The organism is Acinetobacter bohemicus ANC 3994 (genome assembly GCF_000367925.1).
In the GTDB taxonomy this organism is placed as follows: Bacteria; Pseudomonadota; Gammaproteobacteria; order Pseudomonadales; family Moraxellaceae; genus Acinetobacter; species Acinetobacter bohemicus.
The window spans coordinates 1,170,043-1,190,597 of the sequence record NZ_KB849164.1 but is presented as its reverse complement, the minus strand read 5'-3'; the positions used below and the strand labels follow the sequence as shown (position 1 = coordinate 1,190,597).

Here is a 20,555-nt window from a genome sequence, read left to right as displayed (position 1 = left end):
AACCACTTAAATAATTTAAAAGGTGATTTTTAAAACGATTAGCATAGAGTTATATTGCTAGACGTTTCTAAAGATCACCTTTTATTATTTTTGTATTTACTATGTAAAAACTAAACTTAATATATTTTAAGTTAACGATTCATAAATAGAAAAATAAACACCTAAAATCATTTAGGTCACTTAAATTTAGATCATTTAAAAAATAGTATTAATTTTGTGCTGCATATTAAACACACAGAAATGTGTATATAACATATAGTTAATGATTGATTAAATAAACAAAATGTAAATTTATTCAGTCTGTTTTGTTAATGTATTCCAAATATAGTTAATTCTATTTGAGAATGCCATTTCACGCCTAATAATATAGATATCTTGAAATAAATTATATTGATTACAATCAACTACTTTTAATTTATTCTCAGCAATCTCTTTTTCAACTAATAATTTAGGTAACCATGCAATACCTAAACCTTGTAAAACCAACTCTTTTAAATCACCAGCATTATCTGTTTCGTATAAAGTTCGATAATCTAATTTATTTTCAATCACTTCATCAACACAGTTTCTTAAATAGGCTTGTTTACTATAAGCCAATAAAGGAAAGGGCTGATCTAATGAATATTTAGGAGTGCCATCATTATTTAATGTGGTCACTGGTAATATTTCCATTTCAACAATTTTATGGCATACGAAAAAAGAAAGATCGAGTTGTTGTAGCGTTTTTTGATCACAATAACCAATTAAAAAATCACACGAACCATCTTTAAGTAAACGCATCCCTTGTTTGAGATTAGCGGCAATAATTTCTAATTTTAAATCCTCCATGTTGGTTGATAACTCATGAATAAAGCGAGGAAAAAACTGCGTGATTAAGGAGTGCGATACTGAAAATTTGACCGTTAATTCATTATTCTTAACATTCTTTTCTAGATACTTAATGGTTGTAGTGAGTTGATTTTGTATGTTTTTTGAAGATGCTAGTAAGACTTGACCAGCTTCTGTGAAATCAATATTTTTGCTATATCGTTTTAAAATTTGGAAACCCAACGCATTTTCAATGTTCTGAATTCTACGCGTAAATGCAGATTGTGTGACGTGTCGTATTTCCGCTGCTTGGGAAATAGATTTTTCTTGCTCTAGTGCAAGCAAATCTTCAATCCATCTAATTTCTAAGGTCATAATTAATCCTTCACGCATACTTTTATAAATTATAATCTATTATGCAAAAAATGCATGCAGTAATATCTTTTTACATTAGAAAAAAAACAGCTTGCGCTCTAATATTAATTTATTGTTACTCAGAGTCTATTTAAATGAACATTAAGATTAATACACGAACTGAAAAAGATTTATTAGGTTATAAAGAAGTTCCTGCTCATTGCTATTATGGTGTACAAACTTTAAGAGCACTAGAAAATTTTAATTTAAGTCAAAATAAATTAAGTCAATTTCCTGTTTTTATTAAAGCACTTGCAATGGTTAAATCTGCATGTGCACATGCAAATTTTAAACTTAATAAAATTGAAGAAAATAAAAATAATGCAATTCAATATGCTTGCCAACAGATTTTGAATAATCAATATCATGATCAATTTCCAATCGATATGATTCAAGGTGGCGCTGGTACTTCAACCAATATGAATATTAATGAAGTACTTGCTAATATTGGTTTGGAATATTTAGAGCATTCAAAAGGTGAGTATCAGTATTTACATCCAAACAATGATGTTAATATGTCACAGTCTACAAATGATGTTTATCCAACAGCAATTAAAGTTGGATTAATCTCTGCAATAGCTCAATTAAATACTCCATTTGAAAATTTAATTCAAAGCTTTAAACATAAGTCAGATGAGTTTTCTGATATTTTAAAAATGGGTCGTACTCAGTTACAAGATGCTGTGCCGATGACTTTAGGTCAAGAATTTGGTGCTTTTGGAAATACGTTACAAAGCGATTTGAACAGACTTAATCAAATCATGCCAGATGCTTTAAGTGTGGTGAATTTGGGCGGTACTGCAATTGGAACAGGCATCAATACCGAAGTTAAATACCGTGAGTATGCGATTGCTTCATTATCAGAAATTACGCAGCGAAATATTAGCAGCGCACCTGATTTAATTGAAGCGACTTCAGATATGGGTGATTTTGTTTTATTATCTAGCTTGTTAAAACGTACAGCGACTAAACTGTCAAAAATCGCGAATGACTTACGTTTATTATCGAGTGGTCCTCGTGCAGGTTTAAATGAAATTCATTTAGAACCACGTCAACCAGGTAGTTCAATTATGCCAGGTAAAGTTAATCCGGTTATTCCAGAAGCAATGAATTTAGTCTGTTTCCAAATTATTGCTAACGATTTGGCAATTACTTTGGCAGCAGAAGCAGGCCAATTACAGTTGAATGCTATGGAGCCTTTGATTGCTTTCAAACTGTTCGAATCTATTGATTTATTAGGCAAAGCGATGCAAATGTTCCAACATAAATGTATTGAAAATATACGTGCAAATGCTGAACACTGTCAGGCATTGGTCGAAAATTCAATTGGTATTATTACCGCATTGAATCCATACTTAGGGTATGAAACGACTACACGTATTGCTAAACAAGCCAATGAGTCAGGTCAAAGTGTTTTAGCTTTAATTAAAGCTGAAAATTTACTTTCGGATCAAATTTTGGCAGATGTTTTAGCTGTGAATAATATGGTACAGCCTAAGCAATGTGCTTAATCAGCAGTTTAAATTAATTGCTGCATAAATTAAAAGGAACCTATTATTAGGTTCCTTTTTTTATCTCTGAATGTATTTTATTGATTATGAATAAAGCGCTAAATTAGAAGTAAATCGAATTCCCATGTAATCAGTTGAAAGAATCCCCTGAGTGTTCTTCTTGGTTTTGCATAAAAATGCAGCCTTTAAATTAGACTGTGTGTCCAACTTTCGGGGTGAAGATTAAATTATGCCTTACAGAGAATATTGACCAATTAAAATACCATTTAATTATTAAGAGAGGACAATAATAGAATGCTGTAATCCTTAGGATTAGAGTCTACTTTAAAAAGCTTACGATTAAACTGCTCAATGAAAACAGGGCAACCGCACATTTCTTATGTTATTGAACTGATCCTTTCATGGATATTTCTTTCATCAGATGATCCTGAAGTATTTTCTATTCATTCGCTTTACACGACCCAAAGATAATATTGATCTTGAGTGTGCTAAGTATGCACCCAAATAGCGTAATCTGGGTGTCTTTCTTACAGCTTTGACTGACTCTAAATACGAATTTTGATTAATGGTCGGACGTGGGTGGCTTACTCACTTAATTTGTATTTTTTTCAATCCAATCAACTAAGTCATAAATTTTTTCAGCAACTTCAATGCCTTTTTTGGCAGATAATGAATATTCTACATGTGGAGGAATAACGGCATATTCCTTACGAACGATAAAACCATCATTTTCTAAATCACGTAAAGTTTGAGTTAACATTTTCTCACTAATCCCATCAATTCTTCGTCTTAATTCACTAAATCGATGGGTGCCTTTTCTTAGACTAAACATAACGAGTACCCCCCAACGATTGGTTAAATGCATAAGCGTAACTCTAGAAGGGCAATTTTTTGACAGTACATTTGCGGCTAAACAGGATTCATCAATATTCATAAACTTTCCAAGATAAAAAAACACTTACTTTTTTGTAAGTACTTACAAAAAGTAACTCGCTTATTTACTATAGCAAATATCGCTTGAAATATATTGTTTTCGTATATTTCAAATCATATTTTTATTGATGAGAGTAGTTTATGGCTTCTCCAATTTTACATTGGATTATCGATCCTATCTGTGGCTGGAGCTATGGGGTATTACCTTTAATTAATGCAGCCGAAGAAAAATTTCCAAATCTACAACGTCTACATTTGGGTGGGCTTTATAGTGAAAATCACCAACCGCAAATGACAGCAGTAATGCGTGCACAAATCATTCATTATGATGAACAGATACATCGACTCACAGGTGTAGATTTTGGAGATGATTATAAAAATGGTTTGCTTAAAGATACGACATTAATCATGAACTCTATCCCTGCAACTCATGCTTTACTGAGTATTCATCAAGGTTTAGGGCATGGCTCAATGTTATCGCTCTTAAATTTAATACAACAGGACTACTATCAGAAAGGTTTAAATGTCACCCAATACGGTGTGCTTGCTCAACTTGCTTTCGAGTTAGGGATTGATGACGAGCAATGGTCAAAATATTTAGGTGCAGTGGATCAGAATCTTATGCATCAAAGTATTCATCATGCACGTCAATTGTTAGCGCATGTGCGTGGACAGGGCTTTCCAACATTGGTGTTTGAAAATCAATCTGGTGAAATGAATAAGATATCAATACATAGGTTTTACAATAAACCACAGGATTTCGTTCAGTTTATAGATCAGCAATTGCTTAAAGCGTAATTTAATTTTAAAGAGAGACAATAATATGAAATTACTTCTTAAATCACTTCTTGTGAGTTCAATGGCATTGAGTGCTTCAGCTTTTGCAACGGAGTTAACCTATAAAGTTTATAACCCTCAAGCACAAGGCATTTTCCCTGTTACATCGACTTTGATTTCAGGTGAAAAAGATGCGGTGCTTGTGGATGCACAATTTAGTGTTAATGATGCAAAGAACTTGGTTAAACTCGTTCAGGACAGTGGTAAAAACCTTAAATATATTATAATTACATCAGGTGACCCAGATTATTATTTTGGCTTAGAACCACTTGTACAAGCATTTCCAAATGCAAAAGTGATTGCAACGCCTGAAGTTATTAAACATATTGAAGCAACTAAAGAGGGTAAGTTTGCCTATTGGGGGCCAATTTTAAAAGCTGGTGCACCGTCTCAAATTGTTGTTCCTCGTGCAATTGAAGATAAAACGATTAAGCTAGAAGGTGAAAAAATTGAGATTAAGGCGCCAGGTAAATATGCTTCTTATCTTTGGGTTCCAAGCAATCGTACAATTCTGGGCGGTGTAGGTTTGTCTTCAGGTATTCATTTGTGGACTGCTGATACACAAACAACAGAAGCACGTGATGAATGGCGTAGAACTGTCAAACAAATGAATCGATTACACCCACATGCTGTAATTCCTGGGCATTATATGGGTGAAATTCCTTCTGCAACAAAAGCCATTGACTTTACTTATCAGTATCTTGTGGATGTCGATAAGGTTTTGAAAGAGCATAAAAACTCTGCATCTGTGATTGCTGCATTAAAAGACAAGTATCCAAATTTAGCAGAAGAAAGCTCGTTAGAATTAAGCTCTAAAGTACTGACTGGTGAAATGGAGTGGAAATAATTTAAGCGTACTTCATGCTCTTAAACTCACATTTTCTAAAATCATTGGTAACTGTTAAGCTTTTATTTACATGCAACTTAATCTACAAAATGGATTAAGTTGCATGCGTTAATCCATTTGTTTATCTATGAATTAAACCCAAAATTTAAATTAAGAGGATTTGTCCTGATTATTTGCATTGTTGATACCAAGCTTGAACTTATTTTTATGAGCGAAAGTCTGCACATTTTTGGCATAGTTTTAGATAGAGAAAAGCCCCAAAATAAAAATAAGTAAAAATATTATAAATTATTAAAAGTCATGACCTATTGACCTTGGTCTAACTCCATAGTTTTGAATAAGGATAATTAAAAACGAGAGAGGTCATGATGGAAAGATTACTGAAAGAAACACCTATATTAAACTATAACCATCTTTTAATAAAAAACTTAATAGATCAAAGAAAATGGAATGAGTTAGCTGATGTAGATAAAGTAAAAAATATTTATAACTTTGTTCGAGACGAAATAAAGTTTGGCTATAACACCAGTGACATGATACAGGCTTCTGATATTTTAAAAGATGGCTATGGCCAATGTAATACAAAAGCGACTTTATTGATGGCACTGTTAAGAGCAACCAAGATACCTACTCGGTTACACGGTTTTACTATTGATAAAGAGTTACAAAAAGGTGCTATTGACGGTATCTGGTACAAGCTTTCACCTAAAAACATTTTGCATAGCTGGGTAGAGGTTTATGTGAATGAACATTGGTATATCTTGGAAGGGGTTATTCTTGATAGGCAGTATCTTCAAGAACTAAAAAATATTAATAAAAACATGACTAAGACATTCTGCGGTTTTGGGGTTTTCACTGATAATTTTGATAATCCACCTATAGATTGGAATCTAAGTGATACTTTTATTCAGGATAAAGGGATTAATCAGGACTTCGGTCTATTTGATAGTCCTGATGATTTTTATAGAAATCATCAACAAGAACTTAGTTATATTCAAAGTCTCTTTTTTAAGTACTTTATAAGACATTTAATGAACAAGAATGTAAATACAATTCGGAATAATCATGGTTAAAATTTATTTAAGATAACTGGTAAAAGCTAAATAAAATTCCAGCGTAAGTTTGAAATTATTGAGGCGGTGGAAGTTGGTGATGATCTAAGTTAATAAAATTGAAGTCTATTATTTTTTAAAATAGGACGGTCTGCTTCAATTAATTAAGTTGAGAAAGTAGGTTTTGTAATGCATTAAGATAAAAATAAGCTAAGTTAAAAAAATAAGAGCACATTTGTGTGCTCTTATTTTATCTAACGTCAATTCATGTTTAATGGAAAACGGTTTCCAGTGCCTTCAAGCCGACTTTCGGGTCGAGCAGGCCATTATAAATATCTGGAATTTCACGCTCTACGCCAAAGAAGTCATAAATGGCAATCATAGCGCCACGTACAGAATATTCTACTGTGAAGACCACATCATCTTCAATTTCAACAAACTGACCTAAAAAGGCAAAGTTTTGCGAACCCTGAGGAATCACCAAAGGGCGGTCACCCGGTTTTCGGCATGCGAACAGGGCGGATGCATACGGCATCATTGCTGTTGTCACATCGGTTGTTTGCAACACATGCTCTAAAATGTCATCAAAGCCCAGCTGTTTGATGAGTTCGGTTAAAATTTCTTTACCAGTGGCTTCGCTCATCGGTTTTTTGATGTAATCGCCGATATGGTCAATTTGGAAACCGTAGCCCCATAGGGTGTACATGCCTTCAGGCAAATCGGTAAAATGAGGCTGTGCTGGAACGACAATGGATAAATGCCAACCGGACTCAAACCAAGTCATTAATGCGCCAGTGCCTGGTTCATTGCCTGTGTAATCAATGATGCGCTTTAAGAGCACATCATCTTTCATGGTCAGGGTGAATGACTCCCACTTATGTTCATCGACATTGCCATAAAAAGTCATTGGACGGCCAAAGTCAGGTGCTTTCTTCGCCAATGTATCCCAAAGTGTCCAACCATGATCCAAACGGTCGCGGATTAAAGCCGGTACATCGTCATTGCCGCCATAACGAGAATCGGCAGTAATTGAGCCTAAGGTGAAAATGGCTAAGTCGTGCGCTTTTAGCTCAATCTGCTCTGTACCTTCAGGCAATTTGACGTATAGGCGCGTAGCACGACGTTCCTGAGTTTCTTCATTGGTAGTGAAGTCTGCATCGGTTACATAATTGCCAAAGCGTACATCTACACCTTGTGCCACCAGCCAGCGCTGTAGCGGCAAAATCATGGAGTCGTATTGATTGTACTTGGTGCGCTTAACGCCTGCGAGCGTATGAATGCGTGGTAGTTCCTGAATGAAACGCAGGAAGTAGCGGCGTAGTTCCGCTGCGCTATGCCACTTTTGAAAAGCAAATGTTGTGCGCCACATGCGCCAAAAATTGGTTGCAAAAAAAGATTCATCAAAAAACTCATCAATGCGGCGGCTACCGATTTTTTCTTCTCTCGATGCCAATAAGCGCAACATTTGTGCGCGGTGCAATGTATTTAGTCCGAGTTTTTCTGCATCTGCAATCACATGCTGTGCATCAATTAAACGCGCTTGTGCATGGGTTTTTACCTGTTCGTTAAATTCACGGCATTCTTCACGGACAGAAATTTCAGGATTCTCTAAAGAGGGAATGCTGGAAAATAAGTCCCATAGACATAAATAGGTCTCATCGGTCAACATACGCCCGCCACGCGTTACCCATGCTTGTGCGGCATGCGGGGTAGGGCCGCCATCCATTGAACCGCCCGATATATCCAGCTCTTCTAAAATATGAATATTTTTTGCAGGCACTTTAGCATCACGAATTGCAAAAGCTGCTGCCGCCATGCCAGCAATACCGCCACCGATAATCCAAAGATGGGATTGCTGCGCATCTAAAGGATTACGTTTCTTATTTTGCATTGTTAGCCCCTCATTGATTTAAAAATTATGTGTTAAATGGTTTAAAACCATAAAATTAGTATGTCTTTTTATATATGAAAAATGTATGAAAGTTAAAGTAATTTTATACGGTTTTTTGTAATCAATAATTTAGATTTTATGGTTTTTTTGGATATCTAGTGAACATTATTGAGTTTTGATATATTATTAAATAATTGAATTATAAAAATTACTGAGTCTTTGCTCTATTTTGTTTTAAAAGCCCATCCAAGAGTTTTAATAATACACAACTGTATTTTTATTTATAAGAAAAATCTATGGGTGATGAGGAGCTGTTTAAAAAAGAATAGATAACTTACCTGACCTAAATCGTGTTCATTGCCATTTGATATAAATACTGGCATTTCAATAATTTCAAAGCTTTCTTCTTGTCATTATTCAGTTTGCCCAAAGAGCATATAATCTGGTGACGAGTAAGTTTCGGAGTCTCTTAAGTTGCTTCGCAGGTATTTATGCAATTTTGTGTGTTTATTAGCTCTACCAGAAAAATAAGCCAACGCTTCAAATAAGCGAAGCATTGGCTTGGGCAGAATTCAGATTCTTTATTTTGACATAAAATACAGCCTTCAAATTAGACGGTATGTCCAACTTTTGGGGTACAGATTAAGTAAGGGTTTCGTTTATAAATTATGCTAATTTTTTAAGCATATTCCTTATAATCCGCCCATGTGCAATGGATACTGGAAGCATATAAATTTTTCCAAAAAAATTGTAGGTTACGACACTTGTTGTGATCTTAATTTCATTCTTGTACTCAGTACATGCATTAATTTGCATGGCAACTAACACACTTAAGTGCTTATCCGTTGACTGTAGAAACAATTCATTATCTGAAATTTTGACCACGTCAAAGAAATCTAATTTATCATTTAATTTTGGCGGATGAATTGTGGATGAGCCAAATCCTTTAATTGGTTTTACACCCGCTAATTTATAGCTTAGGAAATCTCTAATTTTAAAAGCAGTATTGAGCCAAGGAGATGATTGATGCGTCATCATGTTATAGGCTTGGATTGCACTCATATTCTTGTTAATAATTTGCGTATCCTCATGCAGGAAATTTAACGCCTTAACAGGCGCAACCAATCGAGATGTACTGTTTTCTATATTCAATGAAAATACTCTTTTAGAAATTAATTTTTTATTTAATCTATTGATTTATTTTTAATATTTATCAGTAAATATTGTCAATTTTTATTTTTTATTCTTCAACATGTGAACGCTTATATTGGTGAGTAATAGCAAATAGATTGTGGAGCTAGCTTTATTTTCAATGACACTGAGCTGGTAAATATTCAATTAAAAGTATTGGTTGGCAGCTGAGATTTTGGCTCAATTGTGGATTGATTATGACAAGCATGTTTCGTCATATATTACTGTGCATCCCTAGATTAGGCTGCACAGCACATTCGATCAGTATGAATGTGAATGTTGGGAGATATGTAAAAGCCCACTAAGTTGATCTAACATTTTTTATAAAGATAATATAGCGGAATAACTTAAGGGAATTGAAAAACTTATTAATACGCACGAAGCAGTACGTTTTAAATTTTTCTGATTAAGCCAAGAAATACGGTTGGAAACCAAAATTGAGCCAATTAATACCCAAAATAAAGCAATAGGCGTAATTAATGCTAAAAAGATTCCCATATGAGCAAAATAATGACTCGCGTTAGACCATGTACTTATCGGAAAAACAGCTGAGGCAAAGAGTAATGCTTTGGGATTAAGCAGCGTTGCGCAGAAAAGTGCTTTAGCTGTAATTAATGGTTGGGCTAGATTCGCATTAACAGTTGATGTTTTCCAAAGTTTAATAGCCAAATATAAAATATATGAAGCACTTATGAGCTTAAGGACTGGGGGTAAGATTGGATAAGAGGCTGCCACAGAATTAATTAATATGCCCCAAAGTGAAATAGCAATAAAGTAACCCATAGCTTCTGCTGGAATAAGTTTGATTGATTTTTTGACTCCAGATTCAATTCCAGATGAAGCTAAAAGAGTATTGGTCGGCCCTGGTGTTAGTAAAATTGTTATTACTAAACTAATAAATAACCATGAAATCATTCAAATTTCTTCTTTTGGTAGAATTGCGCAGATCATTATAGATAGACGATGTTTTGTCGATAATTAACATGTAAGAAAACATGTATTTTAGGTAAATTTATTTATATACAGATACTTATGATTATTATTTGGTTGGCGTTAAAAAAATATAATGTGATGAATGTAGCATTATTTTTTAACAAACATCGCATATAGAGCGTATCAAACTATGGTCGAAACAGCGGATGGTCATACAATCGAGGCGGTATACATTCGGTGCTCAGGCTGCACAGTACAACTATGAAGGTGAAAATGTAGGGTGTAAACACGGCTAAATCACATTAGGCTTATGATTCTAGAAAATTCATAGACGTATAAAAAAAATCTTTTATAAATAACTTTAATTGTGACATATATTTAAAATTAACTGGAAAGTGTGATTAAAGTCACATTTTTAAGAAGGTCTGATAAAATATAGGCTTATAACTCGATGAAATCCTATTAGCTGCATAATTTTATATTTTCTTAAATAAAAAATTGATTATTTTTGATCTAAAAAATATATTAATTTAATTAAAATATCATGTGAATTTTAAATTAAAATTTTTTCCATATAATAATTTATTACATTTTAAAAATAAATAAAAAACAATACTATAGTATTAACTTAAAATAAAAAAGAGCTTTATTTAGATAATTTTTTCCCTTTATTTTTTGTGTATGAAATAATATTAATTAGAAAAATTAAACGCTATTAAATGAAAAATAACTGAACATAAAAACATCTTAGATTATAAGGACGGTAAAGATTATGAAAATATCAGTGATCAATGTCGGTTTGTTTTGTTTATGTTTCCTAAGTAATTCTTATGCAACGTCTGATGAATGGAGTCAGCGTTGGAAAGCATCAAGTACCCGTACCAATGATAATTTAGTCCAAGCAAATCTGATTGAACTCAAGGATTCAGATTATTATTCTGGACTAGGAAAAACCACAATAAACAGTACATCAACAAGTTCTATCGGGACACTTAATTCATCTACCAGCAATGTGAATGTAAATGGTTCAAACAATGGTGTAGACATTTCGAATGATACTGCAAATGACGGGTCTGTAAATTCAACCACCACTCAAAATAATCAGCAATGCCCTAACTTAAGTACCCAACCGGGGGGAGAATCACTATGTTGAATTTTCCTTGGTTGAATAGAAGAAAAATATCTTCTGTAAGCATCACGATCCTTTTTAGCCATCTTCTGACAGGATGTACTGGTATGGCCCTTTCAAACAAGGAGCCTGTCAGCCTTGTACAAGGGCCACCGATTACTGATATTTTTACGCCTTTTGATGTCGCTTTATCTTGTCTAAAAGGGCAACTGCGCAATGATGTTAGTTTCTCTGTTGGCGCGATTCTAGACCAAACTGGTAAAGATGTTGTGACGAATGGCGGTAGTGGCAAAATGGTGACGCAAGGTGCTGGAGATATGGTGCAGTCTGCATTGTTTCAGGCAGGTGTCAGTTTATTGAACCGGCGTGATCCTCGTATTATAGAAAGCGAAGCCAAATGGGGAATTCGTGACCCAAGGCAAATTAAGGCTTCTGATTACTATGTAACAGGCAGCATTAACAGTTTAGATTTTATACCTGGTGGTGGTTTTGATATGCAGATTGGCGGTGTTGGCCCCAATTACAGTCAAACTCGAATTATGGTCGGTTTAGATTTATCTTTGACAGATACACGCAGTAGTAAAGTCGTTGCCAATGTTTCGCTACAGAAGCAAATTGCGGCACAGGATTACGGCATAAATGCAGGTAGATTTGCTGGCCATACTTTATTGAACATTCAAGTCGGAAAAGGAGAGCGCGAGGCGACCAACTTTGCCTTACGCCAAATGTTGAATTTAGCCACTTTTGAATTGCTCAGTCAGGTCATTCCGCCCGTAACATTTGAAAGTTGCCGCGCTGCAATACCACCTGAATTTGGTCGCTTAGATTTAACGCGAAGTTCTGTGGCCTTGTATAAGTATAAGGAAAGCCAACAGCAAAACACTGCAAGTTCAGCGGAAGCGCTTTTGGAATCCTCATCGGATAAAACAAGTTCATCCAATGAAAAAAATAAATCGACAAACTCACCAAGCAAAGATACGCAGCCGCCTAAGCATAAAGAATCTGACCTGATTAAAAATCCTGAAGGTGATTCTGAAATGAGCAAAAAGGATCTGATTAAATATATCAGCATGAAACAGCACTCATCTTCAAGCAAAGTAAATGAGGACAAAAAAGAAGATGAGAAGGCTCAGATGTTGTGGGATGTAAATCCAGCGGTGATCGAAAATTACTGGTCAACAACTCAGCGCGATTAAAAAGATATATAAAAATGGGCTCGCTCCCATTATAAAAAGAGGTGCTTAGCGAGAAGTACTTCAAAATTAGAAAAGAAAACTAGAAAAGGAAATTAACCATGAATAAGACTATCACAACAATCGCCTTATCCGTCGCCTTCCTGTCCAGTGCAGCTATGGCAAATAATGTACATGTAGATACCGGTCTACAAGGAACCCTAGCCCTTTTAACTCAACATGCCAAAAATGGTAGTGCACTTAACCTTGCAATCAATACCAATAATATTGATGCAACTGTCAACATAGATGGTCGTTATAATTCACTCAATAATGTTGGAGACAAAGTCTCGGCAGAAACTTCAGCAATTGGTGCCGTGAACACGGGTAGCATTAACTTACAGCAAGGTAACTTCAGTGCTGTTACTGCGGGTACATTCAGTAAAACTTTTGACGCTGACAAAAATGCATGGCATGAGGTGGAAGGATGGCATAATGAAAAGTCATCTGAACTCGAAAGTTCTGTCAGTTCAACACTTAATACCAGCTATTATGATCAATTCTCTAAAACTCTGAGCAATTACAGCGCAGCAAATTTAGCCTTTAATTCTGGCGCTATTGATGCATCTGTAAATGTAGATGGAAAAGTGAATCATATTGACGGCATCAAAACTTCAGCAATCGGTGCTATAAACACAGGTAGCATTACAGTGACCGTAAAGTAAATCAACCCTTCAACATGATTCTGGGTCTAACTATTAGCGGATAGTTAGGCCTTTTTCATTTTGGAATAAGTTTGCATTTGAATGCAACTATTTTTTTTATTTACCGATATTACACAGTAAATAGGCTGCTAACTTAACTCTGTCCCAGATGTGGGGCTTATAGAAGCGGATATTTTTACTTGGGGATAACAGAACAGGAGATATTGAATCTGCATTTTTCAACTTGGGATAGCCACAAATATGTTAAATAAAAAGTCTATATCTGTATCATACAAAGAATTATTCTCTAGCTATTAAGACAGAAAAATAAATTGGAGATAAAATGTCTGCTCGATTTTTACTGCCCATTGTGAGCTTTGCTATTGTATTGGCACTAACTGGATGCGCTTCACCATCTAACTCCCCAATCACAGACAGCTATGGCCCCCAACCTAATTTGCCTGAACCTAAATCAAGTTTGCTACCTACAGTTAATATTGCTCCTGCCAAAGGTTGGCCTGCGGGTATGATGCCAACTCCTGCTGCAGGTCTAAAAGTACAAGCATTTGCAGGAGAACTTGAACACCCGCGCTGGCTGCATGTATTGCCGAATGGTGATGTACTGGTGGCTGAAACGGATGCGCCATTTAAGCCTGATGATGGCAAGGGACTTAAAGGAAAAATAGCGAAACTGGTGATGAAGCGAGCAGGGTCATCACATCCGAGTGCCAACCGCATTAGCTTACTGCGTGATTCCAATGGCGATGGCATTGCTGACCAAAAAACCGTGTTTCTACAGAATTTAAACTCTCCATTTGGCATGGCACTGGTCGGTAATATGTTGTACGTAGCCAATACTGACGCCTTAATGCGCTTTGCTTACCAAGAAGGTGCAACTCAAATTACAGCAAGCGGAACCAAAGTATTGGATTTACCGGGTGGCACGTTAAACCATCATTGGACCAAAAATGTAATTGCCAACCCTGCGGGCACCAAACTTTATATTACTGTGGGCTCAAACAGTAACGTGGCTGAAAATGGCTTTGACCAAGAAGTTGGCCGTGCACTGATTATGGAGTTTGATATTGCCAGTGGCAAGGCACGACCATTTGCGACAGGGCTACGCAATCCAAATGGCATGGACTGGCAACCTCAGAGTGGCAAATTATGGACAGTGGTGAATGAGCGCGATGAACTTGGCAATGACTTAGTGCCTGATTACATGACTTCAGTTAAAGATGGTGCTTTTTATGGCTGGCCGTATAGTTATTATGGTCAGCATGTGGATACGCGGGTGAAACCACAAAACCCTGAGTTGGTCGCACGCGCGATTAAGCCTGATTATGCATTAGGCAACCATACAGCATCATTAGGCTTAGCATTTTATGCTGCCGAATTAATGCCACAATACCGTGGTGGTGCGCTAATTGGTCAGCATGGCTCATGGAATCGTAAACCGCATAGTGGTTATAAAGTCATTTTTGTGCCGTTCCAAAATGGCCAGCCTTCTGGTAAACCTCAAGATGTATTGACTGGTTTTTTAAGCGATAAGGGCGATGCGTTTGGGCGGCCTGTTGGTGTAGTGGTTGATTTTTCAGGGGCTATTTTGGTCGCCGATGATGTGGGGGATATGATTTGGCGCGTATCACCCGTTGGTGCAACGACTTATGAGACTCCAATAAATCAAGCACCCTAAGGTGCTTGATTTAAAATTTGGATATCGACATTGAAATTTACGGTTTTGCCACGCCGTGCAGTATTCCGCATTTGATAAACCTGAAGTGTATATTGACCAGTGGATGGTAGAACAACTTCTCCAGCCGAGCCTGCTGTAGAACCAATCCATAAGGCTTCAGCTTTACCTGGTTTATCTCCTGGCGCATAAATATTGATATAGGCTAAGTCACCTGTGCTGGTTGTTTTAAATTTTAATCGTTGGCCAGCTTTGGCATGCAGTGTATAACGGGCGTCATCATAGCCTTTGAACATACCTTTTAAGCTTGTGCTATAAGTTCCTTTCTTGAAAGTCACAGCTGTTTCTAATGACTTTGCAAAGACAGGAGCAGAACCTAATGCAACTGAAGCAGCTAAAATAGCGATGCCTAAACTCTTTTTCATTTTATGGTCCCAAATGATAAAATTATGGATTTAGCATATCATTTTCTGTCGGTCTGACTTTAATTATGCGATTAGATAATAAGTTTATTTCTTCGATTTTAAGAGTGTATCTGCTTCAACGATTGAAGCTTTTTGTTTAGACCTCTGCCATAGACATAATTCACGTCCAAGCTGATTCTTCATATGTGCTTGAGGATAGCGACCCTCTAAAACTACAGCAGAATACCCAACACGATCATCAAAGGACATAATGTCACTCACGACCTTTGTATTTTTTAACTGACTTGCTTTTATACAAGCTGCTTTAAGATTTTGATCATATTTTTTCCATGCCTCCGTTGAACTGGCTTGAACGGTATAAGATGTACACATTAAACTTAATAAAATAAAACCTATCGTTTTCATTCTTCTTATGACCTTACTTTAAATATTAAATTGAATAATACAGAAGTAATGCAATTTTTAAGACTTAATTTACAATACTTAAAACAGTTTATTCAATTTTATACTCACATTTTCTTCTTCGGGCACTTTTTCCCATGCTCATCTAGAAGGAATTCACATGCTTGAGCATCTCCACTTAAAATTTTCCAACCTTTTGTGAGCTAAAGTCAGCAAACATTGTATTAACTTTTCTTTGTAATAAATTTTGATACGTTGTATAGCGTGTATACGTTATAAGCATGGAAGATAAGGCTTGATTAAGCATTTTAAATATAAAGGTTTTCAAATTTTTTTCCAATTGGCGTGTAATTTTTAAATTTGAAGAGGTGATACCGATGTTGCGGATGATCTGGACTATCACTAAACTTTAAGCCAAGAGAGCTAAAGATGTTTGATCTCTACTTAAATTAGGTCAGTGAGGTGGTATATAGCAAATCTAAAATGAATACGCTCAAGTTAGTCAAAAAATTTCCCATTTTGATGAAGTCGATCATGAAAATAAAGAGTGTGGATTTATCGGATTATGCAGCCTTAAGAAAATGCACTGATTCAAAACTAAGTCTTGTGCGTAGGCACATCAATATGAATAGCTAGAAATATATTCCTTAAAGAAGACTTTTTAACGTATATTGACTAGCGTTCAATGTATATAACTACAAAATTTAATAATCATTGAATGCTATTTTTGCAGTCTCAGGCTGTTTATTATTTTCTTTTTAAGGTGTATTTATGAATAAACTTAATATTAGTGTAAAGGATCAATTTGGTGTGCATTATGCTATTGAAGCAACTTTAGACGAGGTTATATCAAGTACTGTTAAAACGTATGAACGAATCAAATATATTATTGTAGATAATGAGGTTATTCGACCTAGCTTTGAAATGCTTTTTCAAAGTACAACAAGCGGAAAAATATTTAAAATTATTAAACCTTAAATGACATAAAAAATATATGTCTATTTAGGCAATATGGATCAATATTTTATTTATATTGAATAATGTTTGTATTATTGACTATTAAGGCATATAAAGTCACTTCGTTGATGCGGGATGGAGCAGTCTGGTAGCTCGTCGGTTCAAATCCAGCTCCCGCTACCAACGAAAAGATTTAAAGTTTATACCCTGATTTGCTTCATTCATATTAGGGTTTTTTTATGCTTATATTTTTATTGAGATTTTAATTTTAATAATAAAACCTTCACTTAACCTCAGTGGGGATAATTCTAGCAATGAAAGTTCATTGATTGATGTACTTATTATTCGTTTCTCGTGGAAACTGATCATAGTTAGTAGTGTGATATTGTTTGCATTATTTTTAATTATTGTTACTTTTCGCCACTGTAACTGACTCGATTAGTGTGGAGAATGGCCAGCAGAAACTAGCTGTGGTTTCCAATACCTTTAAGGTATTTTAAGTTTTAGCCCATACTTCCATGTGTGGGCTTTTTTTTGCATGGAGCAGACCATGCTTTATTTCTTTGCGTACATTATTTGGCATTCATGCCTATAGTTTCAATCATCGATGATGGTCAATATCGTGAATGCCGAAAATGTGGTAAAGATAATTAATACTGCACATTGTTAAGCATATTAGGGCACATCAAACCCTGTTACATTCGAGATGTTGATGGGGTTTCTCTTTTTATTATTGGGGGGGAGTCTAGGCTGCTTGACAATAAAACTTATCGCAAAAATTATAAAATTGATATTATCAACCAATCCCAATATTCAATTAAGTTTAAGCCAAATAATATTAAAATATTGTTTTGGAAACGTGTACCGGTGAGCATTTTGATATGATTGAGCGAGAGAAAGAGGGGGGAGATATTTTAAATTCGTTTAATTATATTTTTGTTTAGTTAAACTTAAAACACTGTTTTTCTAATTTTTTATTAAAAATTTATGTTACTGAAATATGAAAATGTAATAATATGACAATGCGCTATGTAGAATATACCTTAAAATTATTGCGAATTTACTACGAATTATGGAACATAATAATGCCTCAAAATAATCCTAAATTTATATTAGAACAAATTTATAATTTTATTGTAGAAAAACCAACAATCGATTCTCAAAGTCAATTTATGCAATTGAAGACTTTTTTGAGTGAATTACATGAGTGTGATAAGTCTACATTTGAAGCTATAAAACCTTATAATTATAAAGGTGTGTTCAATGGTAAACAGCAAACCATACTGGCTCATGCAGCGCCAAGCTTTCTGCAAAAAAATGAATTTTTACATTGGATGAGTCATCAATTAGAGCAATAAAAAGCAGTTTAAAATGAACCACCTTCGAGTGGTTTTTTGCTAGCAATATTTCACTCATTGTTTATGTTATTGGAACTGATGGATAAATCTTAATAAAGAAGCTTCGACAATTACGCTATGTAAAAAATAGGGTGATTGGGTCATGACTCAACCCGAAAGTGGGAAACAGAGAGTTTAGCTTTAATATGACGATGCTTGAACGGGCATTGCAAGAAAGAGAAAATTACAAACTTAAAATGTACTATCTCCGCTGAAATGAAGTGCTTTGGCGCAAGTAGCTAATTGATGCATCACGTAAACTTACTCATTCAGAGCAGCATAACGCTTCATGCTTTAGGTTGGGCAGAATGTTAAAAATAATGAATTATTATCGAATACAATTTCGGCCAGCGGCTTTGGCTTTATATAGGTTATTATCGGCTTTTTTAAATACCTCTTGAACATCAAAAGCATCATTAGGCCAATGAGCTATTCCGATAGAGACTGTGACAGGGCCTATTGAACCAATCATGGTAGATTCTAGTCGTTTTCTCAGTCTTTCAGCAATTGTGTAGCCAATGTCGATATTAGTTGTCGGCGTAAGGATGATAAATTCCTCGCCTCCAACACGACAACAAATATCATTACTTCTAAAGTTTTCACGGATGTAACTCGCAATCTGGTTTAATACGACATCACCTTGATCATGACCATATGTATCATTAATTTTTTTAAAGAAATCGATATCGATGTAAATAACTGAAAATTTAGTTTCAGTCTTGATAAAACTATCAACGAATAGATCCATTCCTCGTCGATTATAGAAACCTGTGAGTGGGTCAGTATTAACCCTATTGTTTAATTCTGATATTTTTTCAGAAAAATTACGTACACTCATTAATAAAGAAATCTTGAATCTTCTTACTTCAAAATACCACGGTTCAATTTTAGCAATATTTAAATCAATGTTGGGCTGATTAAGTCGGCTAGCCATTTTTGCTAAGCTATTCAAGGGTGAGGAAATAAGTAAAGAAACTTGCCATACAATAAAAAATATAAAGGCATAAAAAATAAGCATAACCAGTGCAACTTTATAAATGATGGTTGTTGCTTGTTGAAGTAGTTCTTTCGTAGGTTGTTGAGAAACAATAATCCAGTCTGTTGTCGGAATATGGGCAAAGCCTGCTAAATTTTTAATCCCGTCAGAATTGATTAATTCAAGACTTCCTGATTTTTTCTCTCTCATATAGGCTAAGCCTGAGTTATTTAAAATTTGCTTACCAATTTTACGAGCATCAGGATGAAAAACTATTTTATTAGATTTATCAACTACGTACATGTAGCTATTCTTGTAACCGTATTTTATTGTAAGTAAGTCACTAATAATATTTTTATCTTTTAGATAAATAGCACCTCCAATATAGCCAATGAATTCTTTTTTGTTATTAAAAATTGGTTGAGAAATGAAAATAATTAAATTTTTTCTAATAGAGTAATATGGAGCTGAAATATAAGTACTTTTTGCCTCTAAAGACTCTCGCAGCCCTAAAGTTGTATTGGCTGCATCTTTTTTCAAATGAAGTTGAGACGGAGCATAATCTATAAAATCACCTTTAGAATTCACTATTACAATACTATTAAAGTAATCAGACTGATTTTTTAGGCGTTCAACCTCGGAATGAGTTATTTGATTGTTTTCAAAGTTATTACCAAGGACATAAGCACTATATTCTAATTCTTTTAATATTGTTTGAAAATGGTTGTCAGTGCCTATAGCAATTTTTGAGGCATATTCAAGATTAACTGACAAAGAATTACTGATAAGTTGTTGTTTTTGTATGTAGTAACTTACAACAACTGAAACAATAAATAAGCTTGAAACACTAAAAACTGATAATAATAAAATTAACTTTCTAAGATTGAGCTTTAGTGGATAAATCATGTACTTAAATAACATAACAATATATTAATTTGATTATTATTTTCCCGTTTAATAGTATGTTGTTTTACAGCATAAATCAAAAGAATAGTTTAATTTTTATGATTTAACTGTTAGATATTTAATCAGGTATATTGCTATAAACTTTTATGTTTAATTAGACCTACCAAATTTTAAATTGGAACTACTGCATTTTTTCCTGTTTTACTGTGTGAATTTTGTTTCAATAAAGATGATGGAAAAAAAGATTTTGATAGTGCATTAGGCCGGCCAAAAACTGGTTCTTAGGCATTGAAGAGTATTGGAAATGATTGTTTTTGATCATTTTGCTGGTGCTATCTACAGTTGAAAAAATTAACAATATAGACAATCAAAAAGTTT

18 protein-coding genes are annotated in these 20,555 nt (G+C 34.7%); 10 read left to right on the top strand and 8 right to left on the bottom strand.

The features are described from left to right. Positions 1-291: 291 nt before the first annotated feature. A complete protein-coding gene (locus F994_RS05475) occupies positions 292-1,182 on the bottom strand; it encodes a LysR substrate-binding domain-containing protein (protein ID WP_004649159.1) in 891 nt (296 codons plus the stop codon). A gap of 134 nt (positions 1,183-1,316) precedes the next feature. Between F994_RS05475 and F994_RS05470 the strand changes: the two genes are divergently transcribed. Continuing rightward, positions 1,317-2,732, top strand: a complete 1,416-nt coding sequence (locus F994_RS05470; RefSeq protein WP_004649158.1) for an aspartate ammonia-lyase — start codon at positions 1,317-1,319, stop codon at positions 2,730-2,732. A 592-nt stretch (positions 2,733-3,324) separates the two neighbouring features. Here the strand turns inward: F994_RS05470 and F994_RS05465 are convergent. Further along, entirely contained in the window at positions 3,325-3,666 is a 342-nt protein-coding gene (locus F994_RS05465) for a winged helix-turn-helix transcriptional regulator (protein WP_004649157.1), read from the bottom strand. 140 nt (positions 3,667-3,806) lie between these two features. Between F994_RS05465 and F994_RS05460 the strand changes: the two genes are divergently transcribed. From F994_RS05460 to F994_RS05450, 3 genes are all read left to right on the top strand, one after another. Beyond that, a complete protein-coding gene (locus F994_RS05460; RefSeq protein WP_004649156.1) occupies positions 3,807-4,463 on the top strand; it encodes a DsbA family protein in 657 nt (218 codons plus the stop codon). Positions 4,464-4,488: 25 nt separating this feature from the next. Continuing rightward, a complete protein-coding gene (locus F994_RS05455) occupies positions 4,489-5,349 on the top strand; it encodes a Vmh family MBL fold metallo-hydrolase (RefSeq protein ID WP_004649155.1) in 861 nt (286 codons plus the stop codon). 368 nt (positions 5,350-5,717) lie between these two features. Continuing rightward, a complete protein-coding gene (locus F994_RS05450) occupies positions 5,718-6,422 on the top strand; it encodes a transglutaminase-like domain-containing protein (protein WP_004649154.1) in 705 nt (234 codons plus the stop codon). Positions 6,423-6,672: 250 nt separating this feature from the next. On the opposite strand, the gene F994_RS05445 is transcribed toward F994_RS05450, so the two are convergent. The 3 genes from F994_RS05445 to F994_RS05435 form a co-directional block, all read right to left on the bottom strand. Then, positions 6,673-8,292: an oleate hydratase gene (locus F994_RS05445; protein ID WP_004649153.1), complete on the bottom strand. Its 1,620-nt coding sequence runs from the start codon at positions 8,290-8,292 to the stop codon at positions 6,673-6,675. Between the two features lie 666 nt (positions 8,293-8,958). Then, positions 8,959-9,444, bottom strand: coding sequence for a DUF2867 domain-containing protein (locus F994_RS05440; protein ID WP_004649152.1), 486 nt, complete (start codon positions 9,442-9,444; stop codon positions 8,959-8,961). Positions 9,445-9,804: 360 nt separating this feature from the next. Further along, positions 9,805-10,398, bottom strand: a complete 594-nt coding sequence (locus tag F994_RS05435) for a LysE family translocator (protein ID WP_004649151.1) — start codon at positions 10,396-10,398, stop codon at positions 9,805-9,807. Positions 10,399-11,188: 790 nt separating this feature from the next. Between F994_RS05435 and F994_RS05430 the strand changes: the two genes are divergently transcribed. The 4 genes from F994_RS05430 to F994_RS05415 all read left to right on the top strand — a co-directional run bounded on the left by F994_RS05430 (position 11,189) and on the right by F994_RS05415 (position 15,117). Beyond that, positions 11,189-11,569, top strand: coding sequence for a hypothetical protein (locus tag F994_RS05430; RefSeq protein WP_004649150.1), 381 nt, complete (start codon positions 11,189-11,191; stop codon positions 11,567-11,569). After that, positions 11,563-12,741: a CsgG/HfaB family protein gene (locus tag F994_RS05425; RefSeq protein WP_034696567.1), complete on the top strand. Its 1,179-nt coding sequence runs from the start codon at positions 11,563-11,565 to the stop codon at positions 12,739-12,741. Before F994_RS05430 ends, F994_RS05425 begins: the two co-directional genes overlap by 7 nt. A gap of 98 nt (positions 12,742-12,839) precedes the next feature. Further along, complete coding sequence (locus tag F994_RS05420) at positions 12,840-13,442, top strand: hypothetical protein (protein ID WP_004649147.1); 603 nt, start codon at positions 12,840-12,842, stop codon at positions 13,440-13,442. Positions 13,443-13,764: 322 nt separating this feature from the next. Further along, entirely contained in the window at positions 13,765-15,117 is a 1,353-nt protein-coding gene (locus tag F994_RS05415; protein ID WP_004649146.1) for a PQQ-dependent sugar dehydrogenase, read from the top strand. Here the strand turns inward: F994_RS05415 and F994_RS05410 are convergent. Together F994_RS05410 and F994_RS05405 are read right to left on the bottom strand one after the other, a co-directional pair. Then, a complete protein-coding gene (locus F994_RS05410; RefSeq protein WP_004649145.1) occupies positions 15,114-15,539 on the bottom strand; it encodes a hypothetical protein in 426 nt (141 codons plus the stop codon). The genes F994_RS05415 and F994_RS05410 overlap by 4 nt on opposite strands. Positions 15,540-15,623: 84 nt before the next feature. Beyond that, positions 15,624-15,944, bottom strand: coding sequence for a hypothetical protein (locus F994_RS05405; protein WP_004649144.1), 321 nt, complete (start codon positions 15,942-15,944; stop codon positions 15,624-15,626). A gap of 768 nt (positions 15,945-16,712) precedes the next feature. On the opposite strand from F994_RS05405, the gene F994_RS05400 reads away from it, so the two are divergent. Continuing rightward, complete coding sequence (locus tag F994_RS05400; RefSeq protein ID WP_004649143.1) at positions 16,713-16,919, top strand: hypothetical protein; 207 nt, start codon at positions 16,713-16,715, stop codon at positions 16,917-16,919. A gap of 1,064 nt (positions 16,920-17,983) precedes the next feature. Beyond that, complete coding sequence (locus F994_RS05395) at positions 17,984-18,256, top strand: hypothetical protein (RefSeq protein ID WP_004649142.1); 273 nt, start codon at positions 17,984-17,986, stop codon at positions 18,254-18,256. 367 nt (positions 18,257-18,623) lie between these two features. Here the strand turns inward: F994_RS05395 and F994_RS05390 are convergent, their stop codons facing one another. Continuing rightward, a complete protein-coding gene (locus F994_RS05390) occupies positions 18,624-20,177 on the bottom strand; it encodes a sensor domain-containing diguanylate cyclase (RefSeq protein WP_004649140.1) in 1,554 nt (517 codons plus the stop codon). Positions 20,178-20,555 lie beyond the last annotated feature (378 nt).